22 protein-coding genes are annotated in these 19,242 nt (G+C 62.9%); 12 read left to right on the forward strand and 10 right to left on the reverse strand.

The genetic code is table 11. The features are described from left to right. Positions 1 to 79: 79 nt before the first annotated feature. From ACYCCG_RS12145 to ACYCCG_RS12155, 3 genes are read right to left on the reverse strand one after another with little or no spacing between them, the layout of a single operon-like run. Complete coding sequence (locus tag ACYCCG_RS12145; protein WP_459670536.1) at positions 80 to 1,165, reverse strand: NAD(P)H-dependent flavin oxidoreductase; 1,086 nt, start codon at positions 1,163 to 1,165, stop codon at positions 80 to 82. A 51-nt stretch (positions 1,166 to 1,216) separates the two neighbouring features. Beyond that, entirely contained in the window at positions 1,217 to 1,387 is a 171-nt protein-coding gene (locus ACYCCG_RS12150; RefSeq protein WP_012051910.1) for a hypothetical protein, read from the reverse strand. 7 nt (positions 1,388 to 1,394) lie between these two features. Then, positions 1,395 to 1,697, reverse strand: a complete 303-nt coding sequence (locus ACYCCG_RS12155) for a DUF1883 domain-containing protein (RefSeq protein ID WP_003250918.1) — start codon at positions 1,695 to 1,697, stop codon at positions 1,395 to 1,397. Between the two features lie 159 nt (positions 1,698 to 1,856). Here ACYCCG_RS12155 and ACYCCG_RS12160 point away from each other — a divergent pair, with 159 nt between their 5' ends. From ACYCCG_RS12160 to gorA, 5 genes are all read left to right on the forward strand, one after another. Then, on the forward strand, positions 1,857 to 2,216 hold the full coding sequence (locus ACYCCG_RS12160; RefSeq protein ID WP_176682380.1) for a hypothetical protein: 360 nt from the start codon (positions 1,857 to 1,859) through the stop codon (positions 2,214 to 2,216). A gap of 77 nt (positions 2,217 to 2,293) precedes the next feature. Continuing rightward, complete coding sequence (locus ACYCCG_RS12165) at positions 2,294 to 2,944, forward strand: c-type cytochrome (RefSeq protein WP_459670537.1); 651 nt, start codon at positions 2,294 to 2,296, stop codon at positions 2,942 to 2,944. After that, a complete protein-coding gene (locus ACYCCG_RS12170; protein WP_209966962.1) occupies positions 2,941 to 3,855 on the forward strand; it encodes a c-type cytochrome in 915 nt (304 codons plus the stop codon). Before ACYCCG_RS12165 ends, ACYCCG_RS12170 begins: the two co-directional genes overlap by 4 nt. A 236-nt stretch (positions 3,856 to 4,091) precedes the next feature. Continuing rightward, complete coding sequence (gene galU, locus ACYCCG_RS12175) at positions 4,092 to 4,931, forward strand: UTP--glucose-1-phosphate uridylyltransferase GalU (RefSeq protein WP_014590484.1); 840 nt, start codon at positions 4,092 to 4,094, stop codon at positions 4,929 to 4,931. A gap of 97 nt (positions 4,932 to 5,028) precedes the next feature. Further along, on the forward strand, positions 5,029 to 6,384 hold the full coding sequence (gene gorA, locus ACYCCG_RS12180) for a glutathione-disulfide reductase (RefSeq protein ID WP_021784247.1): 1,356 nt from the start codon (positions 5,029 to 5,031) through the stop codon (positions 6,382 to 6,384). A 112-nt stretch (positions 6,385 to 6,496) separates the two neighbouring features. Here gorA and ACYCCG_RS12185 read toward each other — a convergent pair whose 3' ends face one another. The 6 genes from ACYCCG_RS12185 to ribBA all read right to left on the reverse strand — a co-directional run bounded on the left by ACYCCG_RS12185 (position 6,497) and on the right by ribBA (position 13,337). Then, positions 6,497 to 7,804, reverse strand: a complete 1,308-nt coding sequence (locus tag ACYCCG_RS12185) for a substrate-binding domain-containing protein (protein ID WP_209966960.1) — start codon at positions 7,802 to 7,804, stop codon at positions 6,497 to 6,499. Between the two features lie 156 nt (positions 7,805 to 7,960). After that, a complete protein-coding gene (locus ACYCCG_RS12190; RefSeq protein ID WP_209966958.1) occupies positions 7,961 to 9,109 on the reverse strand; it encodes an ABC transporter ATP-binding protein in 1,149 nt (382 codons plus the stop codon). 19 nt (positions 9,110 to 9,128) lie between these two features. Beyond that, complete coding sequence (locus ACYCCG_RS12195) at positions 9,129 to 9,938, reverse strand: ABC transporter permease (protein ID WP_176682386.1); 810 nt, start codon at positions 9,936 to 9,938, stop codon at positions 9,129 to 9,131. Between the two features lie 6 nt (positions 9,939 to 9,944). Then, positions 9,945 to 10,862 carry an ABC transporter permease gene (locus ACYCCG_RS12200; RefSeq protein WP_176682387.1) on the reverse strand — a complete coding sequence of 306 codons (918 nt, stop codon included), beginning with the start codon at positions 10,860 to 10,862 and terminating at the stop codon, positions 9,945 to 9,947. Continuing rightward, complete coding sequence (locus tag ACYCCG_RS12205; protein WP_209966956.1) at positions 10,859 to 11,884, reverse strand: ABC transporter substrate-binding protein; 1,026 nt, start codon at positions 11,882 to 11,884, stop codon at positions 10,859 to 10,861. The genes ACYCCG_RS12200 and ACYCCG_RS12205 overlap by 4 nt, the downstream gene beginning before the upstream one ends. 331 nt (positions 11,885 to 12,215) lie before the next feature. Beyond that, a complete protein-coding gene (ribBA, locus tag ACYCCG_RS12210; protein WP_176682388.1) occupies positions 12,216 to 13,337 on the reverse strand; it encodes a bifunctional 3,4-dihydroxy-2-butanone-4-phosphate synthase/GTP cyclohydrolase II in 1,122 nt (373 codons plus the stop codon). Between the two features lie 78 nt (positions 13,338 to 13,415). On the opposite strand from ribBA, the gene ACYCCG_RS12215 reads away from it, so the two are divergent. Further along, positions 13,416 to 13,709: a DUF1330 domain-containing protein gene (locus tag ACYCCG_RS12215; protein ID WP_459670546.1), complete on the forward strand. Its 294-nt coding sequence runs from the start codon at positions 13,416 to 13,418 to the stop codon at positions 13,707 to 13,709. Between the two features lie 204 nt (positions 13,710 to 13,913). On the opposite strand, the gene ACYCCG_RS12220 is transcribed toward ACYCCG_RS12215, so the two are convergent. After that, positions 13,914 to 14,933: an alpha/beta hydrolase gene (locus tag ACYCCG_RS12220; protein ID WP_339444295.1), complete on the reverse strand. Its 1,020-nt coding sequence runs from the start codon at positions 14,931 to 14,933 to the stop codon at positions 13,914 to 13,916. Between the two features lie 146 nt (positions 14,934 to 15,079). Between ACYCCG_RS12220 and ACYCCG_RS12225 the strand changes: the two genes are divergently transcribed. The 6 genes from ACYCCG_RS12225 to ACYCCG_RS12250 all read left to right on the forward strand — a co-directional run bounded on the left by ACYCCG_RS12225 (position 15,080) and on the right by ACYCCG_RS12250 (position 19,115). Beyond that, positions 15,080 to 15,964: a LysR family transcriptional regulator gene (locus ACYCCG_RS12225; protein WP_209966950.1), complete on the forward strand. Its 885-nt coding sequence runs from the start codon at positions 15,080 to 15,082 to the stop codon at positions 15,962 to 15,964. A 26-nt stretch (positions 15,965 to 15,990) separates the two neighbouring features. Next, entirely contained in the window at positions 15,991 to 16,392 is a 402-nt protein-coding gene (locus tag ACYCCG_RS12230) for a hypothetical protein (protein WP_209966948.1), read from the forward strand. Positions 16,393 to 16,489: 97 nt separating this feature from the next. Then, a complete protein-coding gene (locus tag ACYCCG_RS12235; RefSeq protein WP_003256222.1) occupies positions 16,490 to 16,711 on the forward strand; it encodes an MbtH family protein in 222 nt (73 codons plus the stop codon). Continuing rightward, a complete protein-coding gene (locus ACYCCG_RS12240) occupies positions 16,708 to 17,427 on the forward strand; it encodes a thioesterase II family protein (protein ID WP_459670551.1) in 720 nt (239 codons plus the stop codon). Before ACYCCG_RS12235 ends, ACYCCG_RS12240 begins: the two co-directional genes overlap by 4 nt. 57 nt (positions 17,428 to 17,484) lie before the next feature. After that, on the forward strand, positions 17,485 to 18,036 hold the full coding sequence (locus tag ACYCCG_RS12245; RefSeq protein WP_176682394.1) for a hydrolase: 552 nt from the start codon (positions 17,485 to 17,487) through the stop codon (positions 18,034 to 18,036). Next, positions 18,033 to 19,115, forward strand: a complete 1,083-nt coding sequence (locus tag ACYCCG_RS12250; RefSeq protein WP_459670570.1) for a DUF1615 domain-containing protein — start codon at positions 18,033 to 18,035, stop codon at positions 19,113 to 19,115. Before ACYCCG_RS12245 ends, ACYCCG_RS12250 begins: the two co-directional genes overlap by 4 nt. The last annotated feature ends 127 nt before the right edge of the window (positions 19,116 to 19,242 follow it).

A 19,242-nucleotide genomic window follows, 5' to 3' on the forward strand; every position in this document is an offset into this window, starting at 1 on the left:
GACAGCTCCTTGAGATTATCGTTATAGCCTTAACTATATAGCGATAAACCATTGGCCGTGAAGAGGGCAGGCCTGCTTGTCAGAATGCCTGGTGACCAATCACTGCCAGTGCTTTCCCGGCGATCTCCCGGGTCAGCTCACCCGCGGGCATGTGCCGCCCCAGCCGCAATGCCTGGCCCGACCAAAGATTGCTGAAGTCACTGTTACCCTGGGGATCGGTGATCGCCCGTAAAGGCATCAACGCCCCACCCGCCAGGGGGAAGCGCGGTGCAAGCTCACTCATCGGCCCCAGCTCACGCATGATGCGATTGTTGATGCCCCGCGCCGGGCGGCCGGTGAAAAGGTTGGTCAACGCGGTGTCGCTGGCAGGCGCGCTGTCCAGCGCCCGGCGATGCGCTGGCGACACCTTGGCCTCGGGGCAGAACAGGTAAGCCGTGCCGATCTGCACTGCCGAGGCACCCAGGGCCATTGCCGCCAACAGCCCACGGTGGTCGCCGATACCACCGGCGGCAATCACCGGCACGCTGACGGCATCGGCCACCTGCGGTACCAGAGCGAAGGTGCCTATCTGGCTGGTGATGTCATCGCTGAGGAACATGCCGCGATGGCCACCGGCTTCATAACCCATGGCGATGATAGCGTCGCATCCATTGCGCTCCAGCCAGACCGCTTCTTCCACGGTCGTGGCGCTGGACAGTACCTTGGCACCGCTGGCTTTTACCCGCTGCAGCAGTTCGGCCTGAGGCAGGCCGAAGTGGAAGCTCACCACCTCAGGGCGCAAGGCTTCGACCAACTGGCAGCTCTGCTCGTCGAAAGGCGCGCGGTTGGACACTGGCGTGGGCGCTGCGAAATCGGCGCCCACTTCGCTGTAATAAGGCTCAAGTGCCTGCTTCCAGCGCGCATCGCGCTCGGCATCGGGCGCTGGCGGCTGGTGGCAGAAGAAGTTCAGGTTCAGCGGGCGCCCCGGGCAGCCGGCGCGGAATGCAGCGATCTCGGCGCGCATCTGTTCGCCGCTGAGCATGGCGCAGGGCAGGGCGCCCAGACCACCTGCCAGGCCCACGGCAATGGCCATGGCCGAGCCGGTGGCCCCCGCCATGGGGGCCTGCAGAATGGGCAGCTCGATGCCCAGCAGGTCGAGGATACGGCGGTCTGGCCAATGGCTCATGCGATTCTCCTTGCGTAGGGCGAGCGATGCGGCGGGGGCTTGCGGCGAGTCTTACAGGGCCTTGCTGACCTGGATGTCGCTGATTTTCTCGGCGTCTTCGCCGTGGATCTTGCGCAGGGCTTCGAGGGCTTGCTCTTGCGAGGCATCGGGCATCAGCGCGAAATCCCAACGACGCTGGCCGTCGAGCTTGTATTTGATGACGTACTTGATGGTCTGGGTCATGGTGGCCTTATCTGAGTTTCGACGACGAACGACGGATGATCTTGATCTTGTGGGTCAGGGTTGGCTTGCGGGTGACCGAGATCGGGCGAGTAGTGACGGTATCGATGGTGATGTTCCAGAAGCCGGTGCTGGGTACGGTGATCTTTGCCGGAAACTTCTCGAAATGGCCGCCGTGGTAGGTATGACGGCCGCCGTTCTTGAAGCTGCGGAAGTTGGCGTCGTTCATCAGGCGGATATTGCAGCGCTGGGAGCACTCGATGACGACAATATCGTCCTCATTGAGGTGCTCGCGCTGGTGTACGAATTTCATGTGATGCTCCGCAAGGTTTGGATCTGCAAAAGCAAAAGATACCACGATGTGCCGTTAGACTGCCGCGTTGATCGCCGGGCGTAGATAATTCTGCCAAAGCAGGGAGCAAAACCGCCTGGATGTGGTCGAAGCGAATTCTTGAAGGCAGAGGTGCAGCAAATGAAGTGGATGGTGGCGGCGTTGTCGGTGACGCTCGGTGGCTGCGTGAGCGTCGCAGAGCTGGAGCAATCGCGTGAAACGATGGATGTGATCTCTGGCAAGAGCCCGCGCGCCTATGCCGATTGCGTAAAGGAGAAGCTGGCCGATACGCGTGACCCGCTGACCGAAGAGCCGCGTGGCGACGGCCTGCGGCTGATCGTCCCGCAGAAAATCACCTCAGGTGCTGGCCCGGCGGCGCTGGTGGATATCGACGAGCGCGGCAGCGGCAGCAGCATCAAACTGCACGAGCGGCTGAATAACTTCCCGCTGCGCCTGGGGGATGTGCGCACCGCCGCCACCGAATGCATCTCCGGAAGTTGATCTGAAGCAACGGGTGCTCCTTTCTCTGCTTATATGTTTTGAGCCTAAACATATAACAAAAGAAAAGGAGATTCGTGATGACACCGTTGAGACGCGTGGTGATCGGCAGCCTGCTGATCCTGGCCTGGCCCACGGCACATGCCGCTGACGGTCAGAAGGTGTTCACCCAGGGTGGGGCCAACCCCGCCGCCATGGCCTGCCTTGGTTGCCATGGCCCGGACGGCAAGGGTATTGCCGCTGCCGGCTTTCCACGTTTGGCCGGGCTTCCGGCCGGTTACATTGCCAAGCAGTTGCATGACTGGCGCAACGGCAGCCGCAAGCAGCCAGTGATGGAGCCCTTGGCCAAGGCCTTGAGCGAAGATGAAATCAAGGCCGTCAGTACCTACCTGGCCAGCCTGCCGGCAGCACCCGCTGGCGACCTGCGCCGGCAGCAGATTGCCAATGACCCTACCACCCGCATGGCCCTGTACGGCGACTGGAGTCGGCAGATTCCCGGCTGCGTGCAATGCCACGGGCCGGGTGGCGGTGGGGTGGGCGAACACTTCCCGCCCTTGGTCGGCCAGCCCGCCAGTTACCTGGTGGCACAGCTCAATGCCTGGCGCGACGGCAGCCGCAGCAATGACCCCAATCAGCTGATGGTCGGCGTGGCCAAGGCCATGACCGATGAGGAGGTCAAGGCCGTTGCCGAGTTCTTCGCCCGCCCCGTCAGCCAGGAGGTCACGCCATGAAAACCATGATTCCAGTCTTGTGGCTGCTGACCGTGGGCAGCGCCCAGGCCACGCCGATCGCCATGGAAGACCAGTCGCAGTTGAAGGTTCCCGGTGTGCAGGCGGCACCGCAGTTCGTGCCGCCCGCTGAGCGTGAGTTGCCCGATAATGCTTTTGGCAAGATGGTGCGTGAAGGCCATGCCTTGTTCGTCGACACCCGCCGATTGATGCCCGAGGCTGTGGGCAACGGCATGAACTGCAGTAACTGCCACCTCGATCAGGGGCGATTGGCGCATTCGGCGCCGCTGTGGGGCGCCTACCCGATGTACCCGGCGTACCGCAAGAAAAATGACAAGGTCAACACCTTCGCCGAGCGTATCCAGGGGTGTTTTCAGTTCAGCATGAACGGCAAGCCGCCGGCCGCTGACAGCCCGCAGATGACCGCGTTGGCAGTGTATTCATACTGGCTGTCGACCAAGGCACCGACCGGTGTGGAGATTGCCGGACGTGGTTATCCGGAGGTGGCACAACCCAAGGGTGGTTATGACTTCAAGCGCGGCCAGCAGGTTTACCGTGAACAATGCGCGATTTGCCATGGCGATAACGGTGAAGGGCAAAAGGTCGCAGGCGAATACGTCATGCCACCGCTGTGGGGCAAGGACTCCTACAACTGGGGGGCTGGCATGCACCGCATCAACACCGCTGCGTCGTTCATCAAGTACAACATGCCGCTGGGCAAGCCAGGCAGCCTAAGCGACCAGCAGGCCTGGGACGTGGCGGCGTGGATCAACCGCCACGAGCGGCCACAGGACCCGCGGCTGGTGGAAGGGTCCATCGAGAAGACGCGGGTGAAGTTTCATGCCAATGATGGGGTGAACCTGTATGGTCAGCAGGTCGATGGGGTGCTGATCGGACAAGGGACGGGGAGTTGATGTAAGTCTTAGGCGGCCTCTTTGCGGATGAACCCGTCGACGAGGCCGCCACAGGCACGCTGATTTGCCTGTCATCCAACGGTCATGTATGACAGCAATATTTACGATCCCCCGGAACTATCTACACTGGGATATCTCTATGATGGCATCGGTCGTTATCGGGGGCATTGTAAGGTCACTGCCGCCTGATTAGACTGCGCCGAATTCCACAGGCCTAGCCTTTTGTAAGGACGTATATGATCAAAAAATGCTTGTTCCCGGCAGCCGGCTACGGCACTCGCTTCCTGCCTGCTACCAAAGCCATGCCCAAGGAAATGCTGCCGGTGGTCAACAAGCCACTGATCCAGTACGGCGTTGAAGAAGCACTGGATGCTGGCCTGAACGAGATCTCCATCGTTACCGGGCGCGGCAAGCGGGCCCTGGAAGACCACTTCGACATCAGCTACGAGCTGGAAAACCAGATCAAGGGCACCGACAAGGAAAAATACCTGGTCGGTATTCGTCGTCTGCTCGACGAGTGCTCGTTCTCGTACACGCGCCAGACAGAAATGAAAGGCCTCGGCCACGCCATCCTCACTGGCCGCCCACTGATCGGCGACGAGCCGTTCGCGGTGGTGTTGGCGGACGACCTGTGCGTCAACCCGGAAGGTGACGGCGTGCTGACGCAGATGGTCAAGCTGTACAAACAGTACCGCTGCTCGATCGTCGCCATCCAGGAAGTCGATCCGCAGGAAACCAACAAGTATGGTGTGATCGCCGGTGAGATGATTCGCGACGACATCTTCCGTGTGACCAACATGGTCGAAAAACCGGCCCCCGAAGACGCGCCCTCGAACCTGGCGATCATCGGCCGTTACATCCTGACCCCGGATATCTTTGACATCATCGCCAATACCAAACCAGGCAAAGGCGGTGAAATCCAGATCACCGATGCCCTGCTGCAGCAGGCCAAAGATGGCTGCGTGATTGCCTATAAGTTCAAAGGCAAGCGTTTCGACTGCGGTGGTGCCGAAGGCTACATCGACGCGACCAACTTCTGCTTCGAGAACTACTACAAGACTGGCAAGGCATACTGATTAGCCCTGCTAGCCTCAAAGCCATCCTTCGGGGTGGCTTTTTTGTTTGCTGCGGCCAACGGCGGTATGCTGGACGCCTGCCTAGGAGAGTGAATACATGGCCTTCGATTTTGATCTGTTCGTGATTGGCGCCGGGTCCGGTGGTGTGCGCGCAGCGCGTTTTGCTGCCGGTTTTGGCGCAAAAGTGGCAGTGGCTGAAAGCCGCTACCTGGGGGGGACCTGCGTCAACGTCGGTTGTGTGCCGAAAAAGCTGCTGGTGTACGGCGCGCACGTTGCCGATGAACTGGAGCAGGCCGCAGGTTACGGCTGGACGTTGGAAGAGGGGCATTTCGACTGGGGCACCCTGATTGCCAACAAGAATCGGGAAATCGAGCGCCTTAACGGTATCTACCGTAACCTGCTGGTCAACAGCGGGGTGACCCTGTTGCAGGGCCACGCGCGTCTGACGGGTGCCAATGAAGTGGAAGTGGACGGTCAGCGCTACACCGCCGAGCACATCCTCATCGCTACCGGTGGCTGGCCGCAGGTACCGGACATCCCCGGCAAGGAACTGGCCATCACCTCCAACGAAGCCTTCTACCTCAAGAGCCTGCCGCGCCGCGTGCTGGTGGTGGGCGGGGGTTATATCGCCGTCGAATTCGCCGGCATCTTCCAGGGCCTGGGTGCCGACACCTCACTGCTGTACCGTGGCGACCTGTTCCTGCGCGGCTTCGATGGCTCGGTGCGCACCCACCTGAAGGAAGAACTGGAAAAGCGCGGCCTTGACCTACAGTTCAACGCCGACATCCAGCGCATCGACAAGCTTGAAGATGGTCGCCTCAAAGCCACGCTCAAGGACGGTCGCGAGCTGGTCGCCGACTGTGTGTTCTATGCCACTGGCCGGCGCCCGATGCTGGACAATCTGGGCCTGGAAAACACCGGCGTCGAGCTGGATGCGCGCGGCTACATCCGGGTTGATGAGCAGTACCAGACCACCGCGCCCTCGATTCTTGCCATTGGCGATGTGATCGGCCGTGTGCAGTTGACCCCAGTGGCCTTGGCTGAAGGCATGGCCGTGGCGCGGCGCCTGTTCAAACCCGAGCAATACCGCCCGGTGGATTACCAGAACATCCCCACTGCGGTGTTCAGCCAGCCGCCAATCGGTACCGTGGGCTTGACCGAAGAACAGGCGCTGGAGGCCGGGCACAAGGTGCAGGTATTCGAAAGCCGCTTCCGGGCCATGAAGCTGACCCTGACCGACATTCAGGAAAAGACCCTGATGAAGTTGGTGGTGGATGCCGAGACCGACAAGGTGCTGGGCTGCCACATGGTCGGTCCAGACGCTGGCGAGATCATTCAGGGCCTGGGCATTGCGCTTAAAGCCGGTGCGACCAAGCAGCAGTTCGACGAAACCATCGGCGTGCACCCGACGGCGGCTGAAGAGTTCGTCACCATGCGTACAGTCACCCGCTGATAACGCGGAACCTGCTGTACAGCCTGTAGAAGCAGCCTTGTGCTGCGATGGGGCCCTTGCTCGGGCCTCTTTGCAGCAAAAAGGCTGTTACAGGGATGTGTACGGGGCCGGATCAATACACCCACACTTCGACCCGCCGGTTGCGCAGCCGGCCTTGCTCCAGTTCATTCCCGGCCACTGGCAATTCATCGCCCATCCCGGTCACCTGAAGCACCTCCACTCCACCGCGTGCCAGTTCGCGGCGCACCGCTTGCGCGCGCAGGCGGGAGAGCAGGGCTGCGCGCCCGGGGGTTTCCTTGGGGTCGCCGAACCCCACCAGCACTGCCTTGCCCTGCAGCTTTCCGGCCAGGCGCAGGTACTCTGCCACCCGCTGCACGTCGCGCAGGGCCTTGTTGTCCAGGTTGGCGCTTCCTTCCTGGAACCGGAAGTTCACACTCAGCCGCTGCGCCTGCTGGGCCAGGGTGCGATAACGCGGTGGCATGTCGCGTTGGGGGGCGACAGACAGGGCCTTGATCTGCTGCGAAACGAAACCCTGCTGGGCGATGATCGCCTGGCCGGCCGGGCTCTGAGCGAAATCGGCCAGGGCCTTGGCCTGGGGCTTGGGGTTGGCTGGCAAGTAAAAATACAGGCGCCGCGAGAGCGGGTAGTCCTCACTGGCCACCCGTGCGCGCTCCGGCAGCATGGCCGGTGCGTCGCCCTCGGCCACCGCCAGCACCTTGGCCCCGTGTACGGCGGCCAGGCTGCTGAAACCGATGGCCTGGCGGTCGGTACCCACGTGTACCGCCAGTTCGTCGCTGGACTCGAAGCGCCTGGCCTTGGCCGAAATTTCGGCGTGCTGAGGTTCCAGCACCAGTGCCTTGAAGGTCTCGAAAGTCCCGGAACGGTCGTCTCGGGCATACAGGTGAATGGCCCCGCCAGGTACGCCCAGTTGTTCCCAGCGCTGGATCTGCCCAGAGAAAATTTCCGCCAGTTGCCGGGTGTTCAGTTGGGGTATTGGGTTGTCGGGGTGGACGAAGACTGCGACGCCGTCGAGGCCGATCACGTGTTCGGCGCCAGCTGCGCGCAGGTCACCCAGCGCCTGCAACTGGCGGACTTCACTGTCGTTGATCGGCCGCGAGGCAGCGGCCAGGTCCGCTTCGCCACGGCCCAGCGCGACAAAGCCGGTGCTCGAGCCGTGGGCGGCAATGTCGATGCGCAAGCGCTGGCCGTGCACGTCGCGGGCGGTAATCACCCGCTCGTTGGCCACCTTGCCCGGCTGTTGCTCGATGGCTGTGGCCTGCTGCGCGCGCAATTGCCCCTGTACCAGCGCCGGCAGCAAGGCCGCACCGATGGTATTGGAGCCTTGCACGCGCAGGTGCAGGGGCTCAGCCAAGGTTGCGAGAGGTAACAGGGTGAGCAGCAAGACAAGCAGGCGGGGCATGCCGGGTGGCCTGTGGCATAGAGTTGGCCGGCAGATTACGACAGTGGCGTGATGATAATGTGACGGGGGCGTACGCCTCCAATCGTGCAGCGCCTGTCGGATCGTGCGCCGCGCGGACGGTGCTCGATCTGGCAGGCGCTGCAACGCAGAAGAGCGTTAGTGCGCCCCGGCTGACTTGCTCAGGTCGCTCTCGGCCCATTCGGTATAAATGCACGCGTCTGCCACTGCCCAGCGCACCTTCACGCTGTCGCCCGGCTGCATTGGCATGCCCGCAGCCGACAGTGCCTTCACGGTCAGCTCGGTACCCCCGGAAGTCACCACATGGCAGGTCTGGCTTTCACCCAGGAACAACACTTCGCCAACCTTGGCACTGACCTCGTTCCAACCCGCCGGCAGCGGTTCACGCGTGGCCTGTTCAGCGGTCAGGGCCACGGCCTTTTCCGGGCGCACCATGATCAGTGCATCCTGCGAGGCGGCCAGCCCCGGGGTCAGGCGAATAGCCACTGGCTGGCCCTCGAAGCTGCCCGCGCCGTTGCTGCTGGCCTTGATCCGCAGGAAGTTGGAGTTGCCCAGGAACGATGCGACAAAGGCATTCGGCGGATTCTGGTACAGGTCGTAACCGGTGCCCAGGCCGACGATCTTGCCGTGGCTGAAAATGGCGATGCGCTGGGACAGGCGCATGGCTTCTTCCTGATCGTGGGTGACGTAGACGATGGTGATACCCAGGCGGCGGTGCAACTGGCGCAGTTCGTCCTGCAGGTCTTCACGCAGCTTCTTGTCCAGTGCGCCGAGCGGCTCGTCCATCAGCAGGATGCGCGGCTCGTACACCAGCGCTCGTGCAATCGCCACGCGCTGCTGCTGGCCGCCCGACATTTGCGAGGGTTTGCGGTGGGCGAACTGCTCCAGTTGCACCAGCTTGAGCATGGCGTCGACGCGCTTGGCTGTTTCGGCAGCGCCGAGTTTGCGAATGGCCAGTGGGAAGGCGATGTTGTCACGCACATTCAGGTGCGGGAACAGCGAATACCGCTGGAACACCATGCCGATGTCACGCTTGTGCGGCGGCACGTTGACCAGCGACTGGCCGTCGACCAGGATCTCGCCGCTGCTCGGTGTTTCGAAGCCGGCCAGCATCGACAGGGTGGTGGACTTGCCCGACCCGCTGGAACCGAGGAAGGTCAGGAACTCGCCGTCCTGGATCTCCAGGTCGAGGTTGTCCACGGCGGTGAAGTCGCCGTAGTGCTTGTTCAGGCCGCGCAGGCTGACCAGGGCCTTGCCGTGCGCGTTGTCTTTGATCACTGCACTCATTGTTGTTATCTCCGCGCACTCAGGCGTTGGTTTCGGTGCGCCGGCGCAAGGCGGCGGCAATGAACATGACAAGCAGCGACAGGCCTATCAGCAGGGTCGAGGCCACGGCGATCACCGGGCTGAGGTCCTGGCGCAAGGTGGTCCACATCTTGACGGGCAAGGTCTGCAGGTCGGGGCTGGCCATCATCACGCTCAGCACCACTTCATCCCACGACACCAGAAAGGCGAACAGGCCACCTGCGATCATGCCGGGGCGAATGGCCGGGAAGGTCACCTTGAAGATGGCTTGCAGGCGCGAGGCGCCGCAGATCACCGCGGCATCCTCTATCGACTGGTCGAACAGCTTCAGCGAGTTGATGATCGAGATGATGGTGAACGGCAGGGCGACGATCACGTGGCTGACCACGAACGCAAACAGCGTGCCGGTATAGCCAAGCTTGAGGAACAGCGCGTACACCGCCACGGCAATGATCACCAACGGTACGATCATCGGCATGGTGAAGAGCCCGTACAGCAGCTCGCGGCCCGGGAAGCGGCCACGCACGAGGGCGAACGCGGTGGGCAGGCCCAGCAGTACGGCGGCGACCGTGGTCAGCGCGGCCACCTTCAGGCTGGCCAGCGCGGCCTCCATCCACTCCGGGTTGGAAAAGAACTGGCTGTACCACTTCAAGGTCCAGCCGGGTGGCGGGAACACCAGCCACTGGGATGAGCCGAACGACAGCAGCACGATGAACACCACCGGCAGCAGCAGGAAAGCCGCAATCGCCCCGGTGGTCAGGTACAGGCCCGTACGCAGCGGGCGGCCCATGGCATTGGGAGACAGGAGCATGGCGGATTACCTCGGGTTGCCAACCGGGGATTCCGGCTGCAGCTTCAGGTACAGGTAGAAGAGCACCAGGGTGATCGCTACCAGGAGTGCGGCGGCGGCGCTGGCCAGGCCCCAGTTGAGGAACGACTGCACCTGCTGGATGATGAATTCGGGCAGCATCATGTTCTGCGCACCCCCCAGCAGCGCCGGGGTGACGTAGTAACCGAGCGACATCACGAACACCATCAGTGCCCCGGAGAACAGCCCCGACCGGCACAGCGGCAGAAACACCTTCCAGAAGTTGGTCCACGGGCTGGCGCCACAGATCGAACCTGCCTGTAGCACCATCGGGTCTATGGCGTGCATGGTCGCCTGCAGTGGCAGCACGATGAACGGGATCATGATGTAGCTCATGCCGATCACCACGCCGGTGAGGTTGTGCACCATTTCCAGCGGGGCATCGATGATGCCCATGGCCATCAACGCCTTGTTGATCACCCCCGAGCCTTGCAGCAGCACCAGCCACGAGTAGGTGCGCGCCAGCAGGCTGGTCCACATCGACAGCAGCACGATGTTCAGCAGCCAGCGGCCCCAGCCCTTGGGCACCAGGGTGATTGCCCAGGCCAGCGGGAAGCCCAGCAGCACGCTGATCAGGGTAACCACGCCGGCCACCGAAAAGGTGTTGAACAGCACACGCGCGTAGGCCGAGTTGGCAAAAAGCTGCTCGTAATTACCCAGCCCCGGGGTGGGTTCCAGCACCCCGCGCAGCAACAGGCCGATCAGCGGCGCGAAGAAGAACACGCCGAGGAACAGCAGGGCGGGCAGCAGGTTGCGGCTGCCTTTCCAGCGCTGGCTCAGGCTTGCGCGGCGTGGGGCGGTGCCCGGGGCGCCGGCACCCGTGGGGGCACCTTGCGCATTGTGCAGGGCGTTGATGGCGACTTTCATTTGACCAACCACTCATTCCAGCGGGCCGCGATGGCTTGACCGTTCTTGGCCCAGTAGGCGAAGTCGAGGGTGACCTGGTCCTGGGCGTAGGCAGTCGGCAGGTTTGGCGCGAGGTCTTTGTCCAGTTTGGCCACGCTGTCGACGTTGACCGGCGCGTAGGCAGTCTTGTTGGCGAATTCGGCCTGGCCTTCGGCGCTGCTGGCGTTGGCCAGGAATTTCATGGCCGCGTCCTTGTTCTTGGCGCCTTTGGGGATGACCAGGAAGTCGGCCATGACCAGGTTCTGCTTCCAGCTCACGCCCACCGGTGCACCGTCTTGCTGCAGGGCGTAGACACGGCCATTCCAGAACTGGCCGAGCGAGGCTTCACCCGAGGCCAGCAGTTGCTGCGACTGGGCGCCACCGCCCCACCAGACGATGTCTTTCTTGATGGTGTCGAGCTTCTTGAAGGCGCGGTCCAGGTCCAGCGGGTACAGCTTGTCGGGGGCTACGCCGTCCGCCAGCAGGGCCAGTTCCAGCACGCCTGGGCTGGGCCATTTGTACAGGGCTCGCTTGCCGGGGTAGGTCTTGGTGTCGAACAGCGCGGTCCAGTCCACCGGCTTGTTGGCGCCGAGCTTGCCTTCGTTGTAGCCGAGCACGAAGGAGAAGAAGAATGAGCCGACGCCATGATCGGAGACGAAGCGTGGGTCGATCTTGTCGCGCTTGATCTGGGTGAAGTCGAGGGGTTCGAGCAGGCCTTCACTGGCAGCACGCAGGGCAAAGTCGGCTTCGACGTCGACCACGTCCCACTGCACGTTGCCACTCTCGACCATGGCCTTGAGCTTGCCATAGTCGGTGGGGCCGTCCTGCACGACCTTGATGTTCGTGGTCTTGGTGAACGGTACGGCCCACGCTTCTTTCTGGGCGTCCTGGGTTGTACCACCCCAGCTGACGAAATTGAGGCTGTCGGCGGCCTGAGCGGCCTGACATGCCAGGGTCAGCAGGCTGGCAGACAGCACTGCGGTTACACGTTTGCTTAACAGCATGGTTACGCCCTCGTTGCTTTTGTTATTCGAGGCGGGGCTCTTGGTGCGCCCGCCAATGGTGTTCGGGGAGCAGCTAAAACAAAGTGTTCTGGTGGCCGTTTTTAATTGTAGGTGCCGGCCTGCAGACTCAAGGTCTACGGGATATCATATTATGGTATTCCAAGATTTTGGCAAGAGGTCTGGGGCGACCGGCCATCACTCCGCCCTGTCAAAAGCACCAAGGGCCCTGTAGGAGCGGGTTCACCCGCGAATGCGTCGGTGGCGTCGCCATCGCATTCGCGGGTGAACCCGCTCCTACAGAGCCTCGATAAATCAGTTGCTTATGTTGCTTTTAGCTTGCAATCCCGGGCTCGAACGGGATGCTCTGCACCACCTCCAGCTCATACCCCGCCAGACCCGCGTATTTAAGCGGAGGCCCCAGGTGACGCAGCTTGCCCACGCCAAGGTCCTGCAGAATCTGCGCCCCGGTGCCCACTTCGGAATACACCTTGGACTGGCCACGTTGATAGGGCCGCACAGGGTGGGTCAGTTGTGGTACGCGCTCCAGCAGGGCCTGGGAGGATTCGTGGTTGGCCAGGATCACCACCACGCCAGCACCTTCATCGGCCACCCTCTGCAGCGCCGCCCACAGCGTCCAGTTGGCGGGGCCTGCGTATTCGGCACCTACCAGGTCGCGCAGCGGGTCAATCACATGCACCCGCACCAGGGTCGGTTGTTCGCGGCGAATGTCGCCCATGACCATGGCCATATGCACGCCACCTTCGATGCGGTCTTCATAGGTGACCAGGCGGAAGGTGCCATGCACAGTCGGTAGCTCGCGCTCGCCGATGCGCTTGATGGTCTGCTCGGTGCTCAGACGGTAGTGGATCAGGTCGGCGATGGTGCCGATCTTGATGCCATGCCGGGTGGCGAACACTTCCAGGTCGGGGCGGCGGGCCATGGTGCCGTCGTCGTTCAGCACTTCAACGATGACCGAGGCCGGGCTGAAGCCGGCCAGGCGCGCCAGGTCGCAACCGGCTTCGGTGTGGCCGGCACGCGTCAGCACGCCGCCTTCGCGGGCGCGCAGGGGGAAGATGTGGCCAGGTTGCACCAGGTCTTCGGGGCGGGCGTTGGGGGCCATGGCGGCTGCCACGGTGCGTGCCCGGTCAGCGGCGGAAATGCCGGTGGTGACTCCGGTGGCCGCCTCTATCGACACGGTGAACGCGGTGCTGAACACGCTACCGTTGGCCGGAACCATCTGCTCCAGGCCCAGGCGCTGGCAGTGATCGTCGGTCAAGGTCAGGCAGATCAGCCCGCGCGCCTCGCGGGCCATGAAGTTGATGGCCTGGGCGTCGCAACGCTCGGCGGCGATCAGCAGGTCGCCTTCGTTTTCCCGGTCCTCGTCATCCACCAGCAGGACCATCTTGCCTTGCCGGTAGTCCTCGAGAAGTTCCTCGATGGTGTTGAAAGCCATGGTGCACGCTCACTGTGGTGGGGTGAATTTTATGGTATACCATCATACACAAATATCGCCGTAACAGGAGAGCAGCACATGAAGGCCTACTGGATCGCCCATGTGGACGTGACCGACCCCGAGCAATACCAGCAGTACACCCAGCGCGCCCCGGCTGCCTTCAAGGCATTCGGTGGCCGCTTCCTGGCCCGTGGCGGGCGCAGCGAAGCGATGGAAGGGAGGGTTACGCCTCAGCGTAGCGTGGTGATCGAGTTCGATTCGTACGAGCAGGCCGTCGCCTGTTACCGCTCTGCGCTGTACCAAGAGGCATGCAGCCATCGCCAAGGGGTGGTGAAGGCTGAGGTGATCATTGTGGAAGGGTTCGAGCCCTGAGCAGGATTTGCCGGCCCTTTCGCGGGCAAACCCGCTCCTACACAGGCCACCACAGAATTTGACGGTTGTGGTGGCTGTGTAGGAGTGGGTTTACCCGCGAAAGGGCCGGACCTGCCGCACCGATGGCAGATTCATTGAAGCCTGCGGGCCGTTTCCGCAAATAGAAGCAAAAGACCCGCCCAGGCGGGTCTTTTGCTCATCGCCTCACTGCAGATGCACTTTAAGTTCGTTGCCCGCCTGCCGCAGCGCCGCCTTTACTGCCGGCACTTGGCTCAACGGGTTGAGCAGCCCATAGTCATGAATCATTCCGTTGTAGCGCACCGAGGTTACTGTCACGCCCGCCGCATTCAACTTGCGGGCATACGCCTCACCTTCATCCCGAAGCACATCGAACTCAGCCGTTTGCACCAGGGCCGGTGGCAAGCCCTTCAGCTGTTCGGCGGACGCCCGCAGCGGCGAGGCGTAAATCTGCGCCCGCGCCTTTGCATCAACGGTGTAGTTGTTCCAGAACCACTTCATCATCCCGGTGGTCAGGAAGTGTCCTTCGGCAAACTGCTTGTACGACGCTGTCTCGAAGCTGGCATCGGTCACCGGCCACAGCAGCAACTGGAAGCGCAGGGCAGGGGTACCGGCCTCTTTGGCCTTGAGTGCAACCACCGCCGCCATGTTGCCGCCAACGCTGTTGCCGGCTACAGCCAGGCGCTTGCCATCCACGCCGAGCTCCTTGCCATGCTCGGCCACCCAACGGGTCGCGGCGTAGGCCTGGTTGATCGCCGTCGGGTAATGCGCTTCCGGTGACGGCGTGTAGTCCACATAGACCGCCACCGCACCCGAGCCGACCACCAGGTCGCGGATCAGTCGCTGGTGGGTCGGGAAGTCGCCCAGCACCCAGCCGCCGCCGTGGAAGAACATGAACACCGGCAGATCACCTTTCACATTGGTCGGGCGTACCACTTGCAGCTTGATCGAATGGCCATTGGCCTGAATGGTGCGTTCCTTCACTTCGATCCCCGAGAGGTCGACCTTGACCGAGGCCTGGGCGCCGGTCAGTACCGCGCGGGCATCGTTCGGGGTGAGCTGTTCCAGCGGTTTGCCACCCCCTTTCTCCAGGGCTTCGAGGAAGGCCTGGGTGTGTTGTTCCACACCTGGGCTGCCGGCGGCGAAGGCACTGGAAACGGACAGGGCCAGAAGGGAGGTGGTGAGGACTTTGTGGACAATGTTCATGAGCGAATCCTTTTCTGTGCAAGTGTTGGAAGTGGGCGTCTTGCCTGGCCTGTGGGGCCATCGCTGCGACTTGTGCGTAGATTAGGCAGATGCGCTTGTGGGAAAAAGCCGCTATAAAGTGTTTGACTGTCACCAAGAACGAGACAATGAACCCTTACGAAGACATGCGGATCTTTGCCCAGGTGATGGAGGCCGGCAGTTTCACCGCTGCCGCCGACCGTCTGGGCATGTCCAAGCAATCGGTCAGCCGGCGCCTGATGCAGCTTGAAGAGCGCCTGGGCGTGCGCCTGCTCAACCGCTCCACCCGGCGCCTCGATGCCACGCCACTGGGGCAGCACTACTACCAGTCTGCCCTGCGCCTGCTGGGTGAAGTGCAGCAGGTCGAGCACGACATCAGCGGCCAGGCCCAGGTCCTGCGCGGCACCTTGCGCCTCAGCGCACCGCTGTCGTTTGCCATGGCGCACCTGGGCTGCCTGCTGACCGAGTTTCTGCAGTTGCACCCCCAGGTCGATGTGGAGGTAGACCTGAGCGACCGCGCCGTGGACCTGATTGGTGAAGGCTATGACCTGGCGCTGCGGATTGGTGCACTGGAGGACTCCAGCCTGATCGCCCGGCGTATCGCCAGTGTCGAGCGGGTCTACTGTGCGAGCCCGGCGTATTTGCAAGCACGGGGAGTGCCGGGAAAACCGGATGAGCTCGCCGCGCATGATTGCCTGCCCTATGGGCATTCGCGGCAGGTGCAGTGGCAGTTCCACAAAGGTGGCAAAGCCCAGGCAATTCAGGTGACCGGGCGCATGCGGGCGAACAATGGTGAGTTGCTGCGGGGCGCTGCGATTGCCGGGATGGGGGTCACTTACCTGCCGACCTTTATCGTTGGGCAGGCGTTGGCGGAGGGGCAACTGGTGGCGGTTCTGGATGAGTGGCGCCCGCCCGCGCTGCAGCTGTCGGCGGTGTATCCGCAGCACCGGCAGGTGGCGCGGCCGGTGCAGGGTTTTGTCAGCTTCCTGCGCGCGCGGTTGGCGCAGCTCTGACCGTCGCTACAGGCTATGCTTGCCCTATGAGTACACCTGTTCCTATACGCCAACCTTGCCCTCCTGGTGCCTGTGACTGCGGCCGCGAACAGCTGGCCGACCATCCGCAGGCCGCCCGGCGCATTCTCCTGCTGACTCGGCAGGAAGAAAAACGCCTGCTCGAACGCCTGGAAAACCTGAAGGACCTGGAAGACCTTCAACGTCTGCAGCAGCGGCTGTACGAAAACCTCGGCATCCGCGTGCACATCGCCCCCGGTTACAACGAGGTACGGACCATGCGCGGCATCGTCATCGAACTGGACGACCAGCCCGGGTTGTGCCGCAAGACCCGGCAGTCTATCCCTGCGGCGATCCGGCGCGGGCTGGAGCGTAATCCGCAGGTTGCGTTCCGGTTGCTCGATACGCACGACCTGTTGCGCGATACCTGAGCGTCAATTCCGTTAATTTTTACACCGCTTGCTACGTCTACTTGAAAGCCACCCTGCGCCAGGCGCGCAGCGGCATCATCACTTAAGGAGACAGGCAATGACTTCCGTTTTCGACCGCGACGATATCCAGTTCCAGGTAGTGGTCAACCACGAAGAGCAATACTCGATCTGGCCCGACTACAAAGCTATCCCCAACGGCTGGCGTGCCGTGGGCAAAAGCGGCCTGAAGAAGGACTGCCTGGCCTACATCGATGAAGTCTGGACCGACATGCGCCCGCTGAGCCTGCGCCAGAAAATGGCCGAAGCTGCCGCCCAGTGACCGTGCTGAACCTGCTGTGCCTGCCGTACTCCGGGGCCAGCGCCATGGTCTACAGCCGCTGGCGGCGCAAGCTGCCAGCCTGGTTGCAGGTGCGCCCGGTAGAGTTGCCCGGGCGGGGTGCGCGCATGGGCGAGTCGCTGCACACCGACATGCAAGGTCTGGCGCGGCAACTGGCCAGCGAGCAGCGCCTGACGGCAAGCGCTCCTTATGCGCTGCTCGGCCACAGCCTGGGCGCTCTGCTGGCCTTTGAGCTGGCCCATGAGCTGCAGGCATTGGGCTGCCCGGCGCCGCTGGCCTTGTTCGCCTGCGGCACCGCGGCACCTACCCGGCGTGAGGACTACGATGGCAACAACTGGCGCGAGCCCAAGAGCGACGCCGAGCTGATCAGCGAGTTGCGTGAGCTGCAGGGCACGCCTGAGGAAGTGCTGGCCAACGCAGAGCTGATGAGCCTGACCTTGCCGACCTTGCGCGCCGATTTTCTGTTGTGCGGCACTTACACATACCGCCAGCGAGCGGCGTTGCAGTGCCCCCTGCATGTGCTGGGTGGTTTGGATGACCGGGCCAGCGATGAGCAACTGCAGGCATGGCGCAATGAAACCCACGGCGCGTTCTCGCTGCAGATGTTCCCGGGTGGCCATTTCTTCATCCATGAGCAGGAAGACCGTGTGCTCGCTGCGCTGACCGCGTCGCTGCAACCGCTTCGGCTGTCCGCCTGATTGACGTCACCGCTTGCCTGGGGGAGGCTAGGGTTTTTCCCAGGCAAGAGGCAGGCAATGCTGATCGATCCACTCAAGGCCACGCTGCTGGTCGTCGACATCCAGGAAAAACTCATCGGTGCCATGAGCGACCCCGAAGGCACTCGGGCACGGGCCCGCTGGTTGCTGGCGGCGACTGCCGAGCTGGCGCTGCCGACGGTGATTTCCGAGCAGTACCCCAAAGGCCTGGGTCATACCCTGGCCGAACTGCTGGTCGCAGCCCCGACAGCCGACGTGGTGGAGAAAAGTCACTTTTCCTGCGTGGCCGCCGAGTGCCTGCCAGCCAGCTTGATGGCGCGCGAGCAGGTGATCGTCTGTGGCATGGAAACCCATGTTTGCGTGCTGCAGACCGTGCTCGGCCTGCTGGCGCTGGGCAAGCAAGTGTTCGTGGTCGAGGATGCCTGCGACAGCCGCACCCCGGCCAGCAAGGCCGCAGGTCTGGCGCGCATGCGTGCCGCCGGCGCGCAGGTGGTGACCCGCGAGATGGTGCTGTTCGAATTGATGGGCAGTGCCGGGCACCCGCAGTTCCGCCACATCAGCAAAACCTACCTGATCGGTGAACAGCCCTGAACGGCCGGTTACTCGCCATTGCGGTGACGGCCGTGGCGCTGTTGCAAGGCTGTGCCGGGCGCCGCGAAGACGCGCCCGAAGCGGACCCGGCCAAAATCCGCGCGCAACTGCTGCGGCTGTTGCCCGCCCAGGTCAAGGACCGCGAGGGTTGGGCCAAAGATATCCAGACAGCCTTCGAAGCCCAGCGCATAGCGCCTAGTAAAAGCAACCTGTGCGCCGTGCTTGCGGTGACCGAACAGGAGTCGACCTTCACTGCGGACCCGCAGGTGCCCAACCTTGGGCGTATCGCCCGCCAGGAGATCGACCGCCGCGCCGCGCGCCTGCATATTCCCAAGCTGCTGGTCGACGGTGCGCTGAAGACGCCGTCGGGCAACGGCCAGAGCTACCAGCAGCGTTTGCGGGCGGTGCGCAGTGAAAAGCAGTTGAGCGAACTGTACGACGAAGTCGTGGCTCGCGTGCCGCTGGGCAAGACCTTGCTGGGTGGGCTGAATCCGGTGCACACCGGCGGGCCGATGCAGGTCAGCATCGACTTCGCCGAAAAGCATGCAAGGGATTACCCCTACAGCCATGAAGGCACGATCCGCCAGGAAGTGTTCAGCCGGCGCGGCGGCATGTATTTCGGTATTGCCCACCTGTTGGACTACCCGGCCAACTACGAGCGCCAGCTTTACCGGTTTGTCGATTTCAACGCGGGCTGGTACGCCAGCCGCAATGCGGCATTCCAGGCGGCGTTGAGCAAGGTCACGGGGGTGAAGTTGGCACTGGACGGCGACCTGGTGGCGCCGGGGGCGATCATGCCGGGGAGCACCGAACTGGCTGCGCGCAAGCTAGGGGTAAAGCTGGGGCTGCGTAACCCGCAGATCCGAAGCCAGCTGGAGGAGGGTGACAGCCTGGCGTTCGAAGACAGCAAGTTGTACAGCGGGGTGTTCGCCCTGGCAGATGCCAAAGCCGGCAAACCGTTGCCCCGCGCGGTGCTACCGGGCATCGAGCTGAAGAGCCCGAAGATTACCCGCAAGCTGACCACGGCCTGGTTTGCCGGGCGGGTGGATGTGCGCTATCAGCGGTGCATGAAGCGTTAGCCCGGCAGTTACCGCGATCCTTGAGCGGGTTACCCGCGAATACGGTGGCGGCTGCAACAGTAAACGGCGGGTGTAAATTGGCCAGCCGGGCCGGCCCTTTCGCGGGTGAACCCGCTCCTACGAACCA

This window comes from Pseudomonas sp. VEM90 (assembly GCF_054611535.1).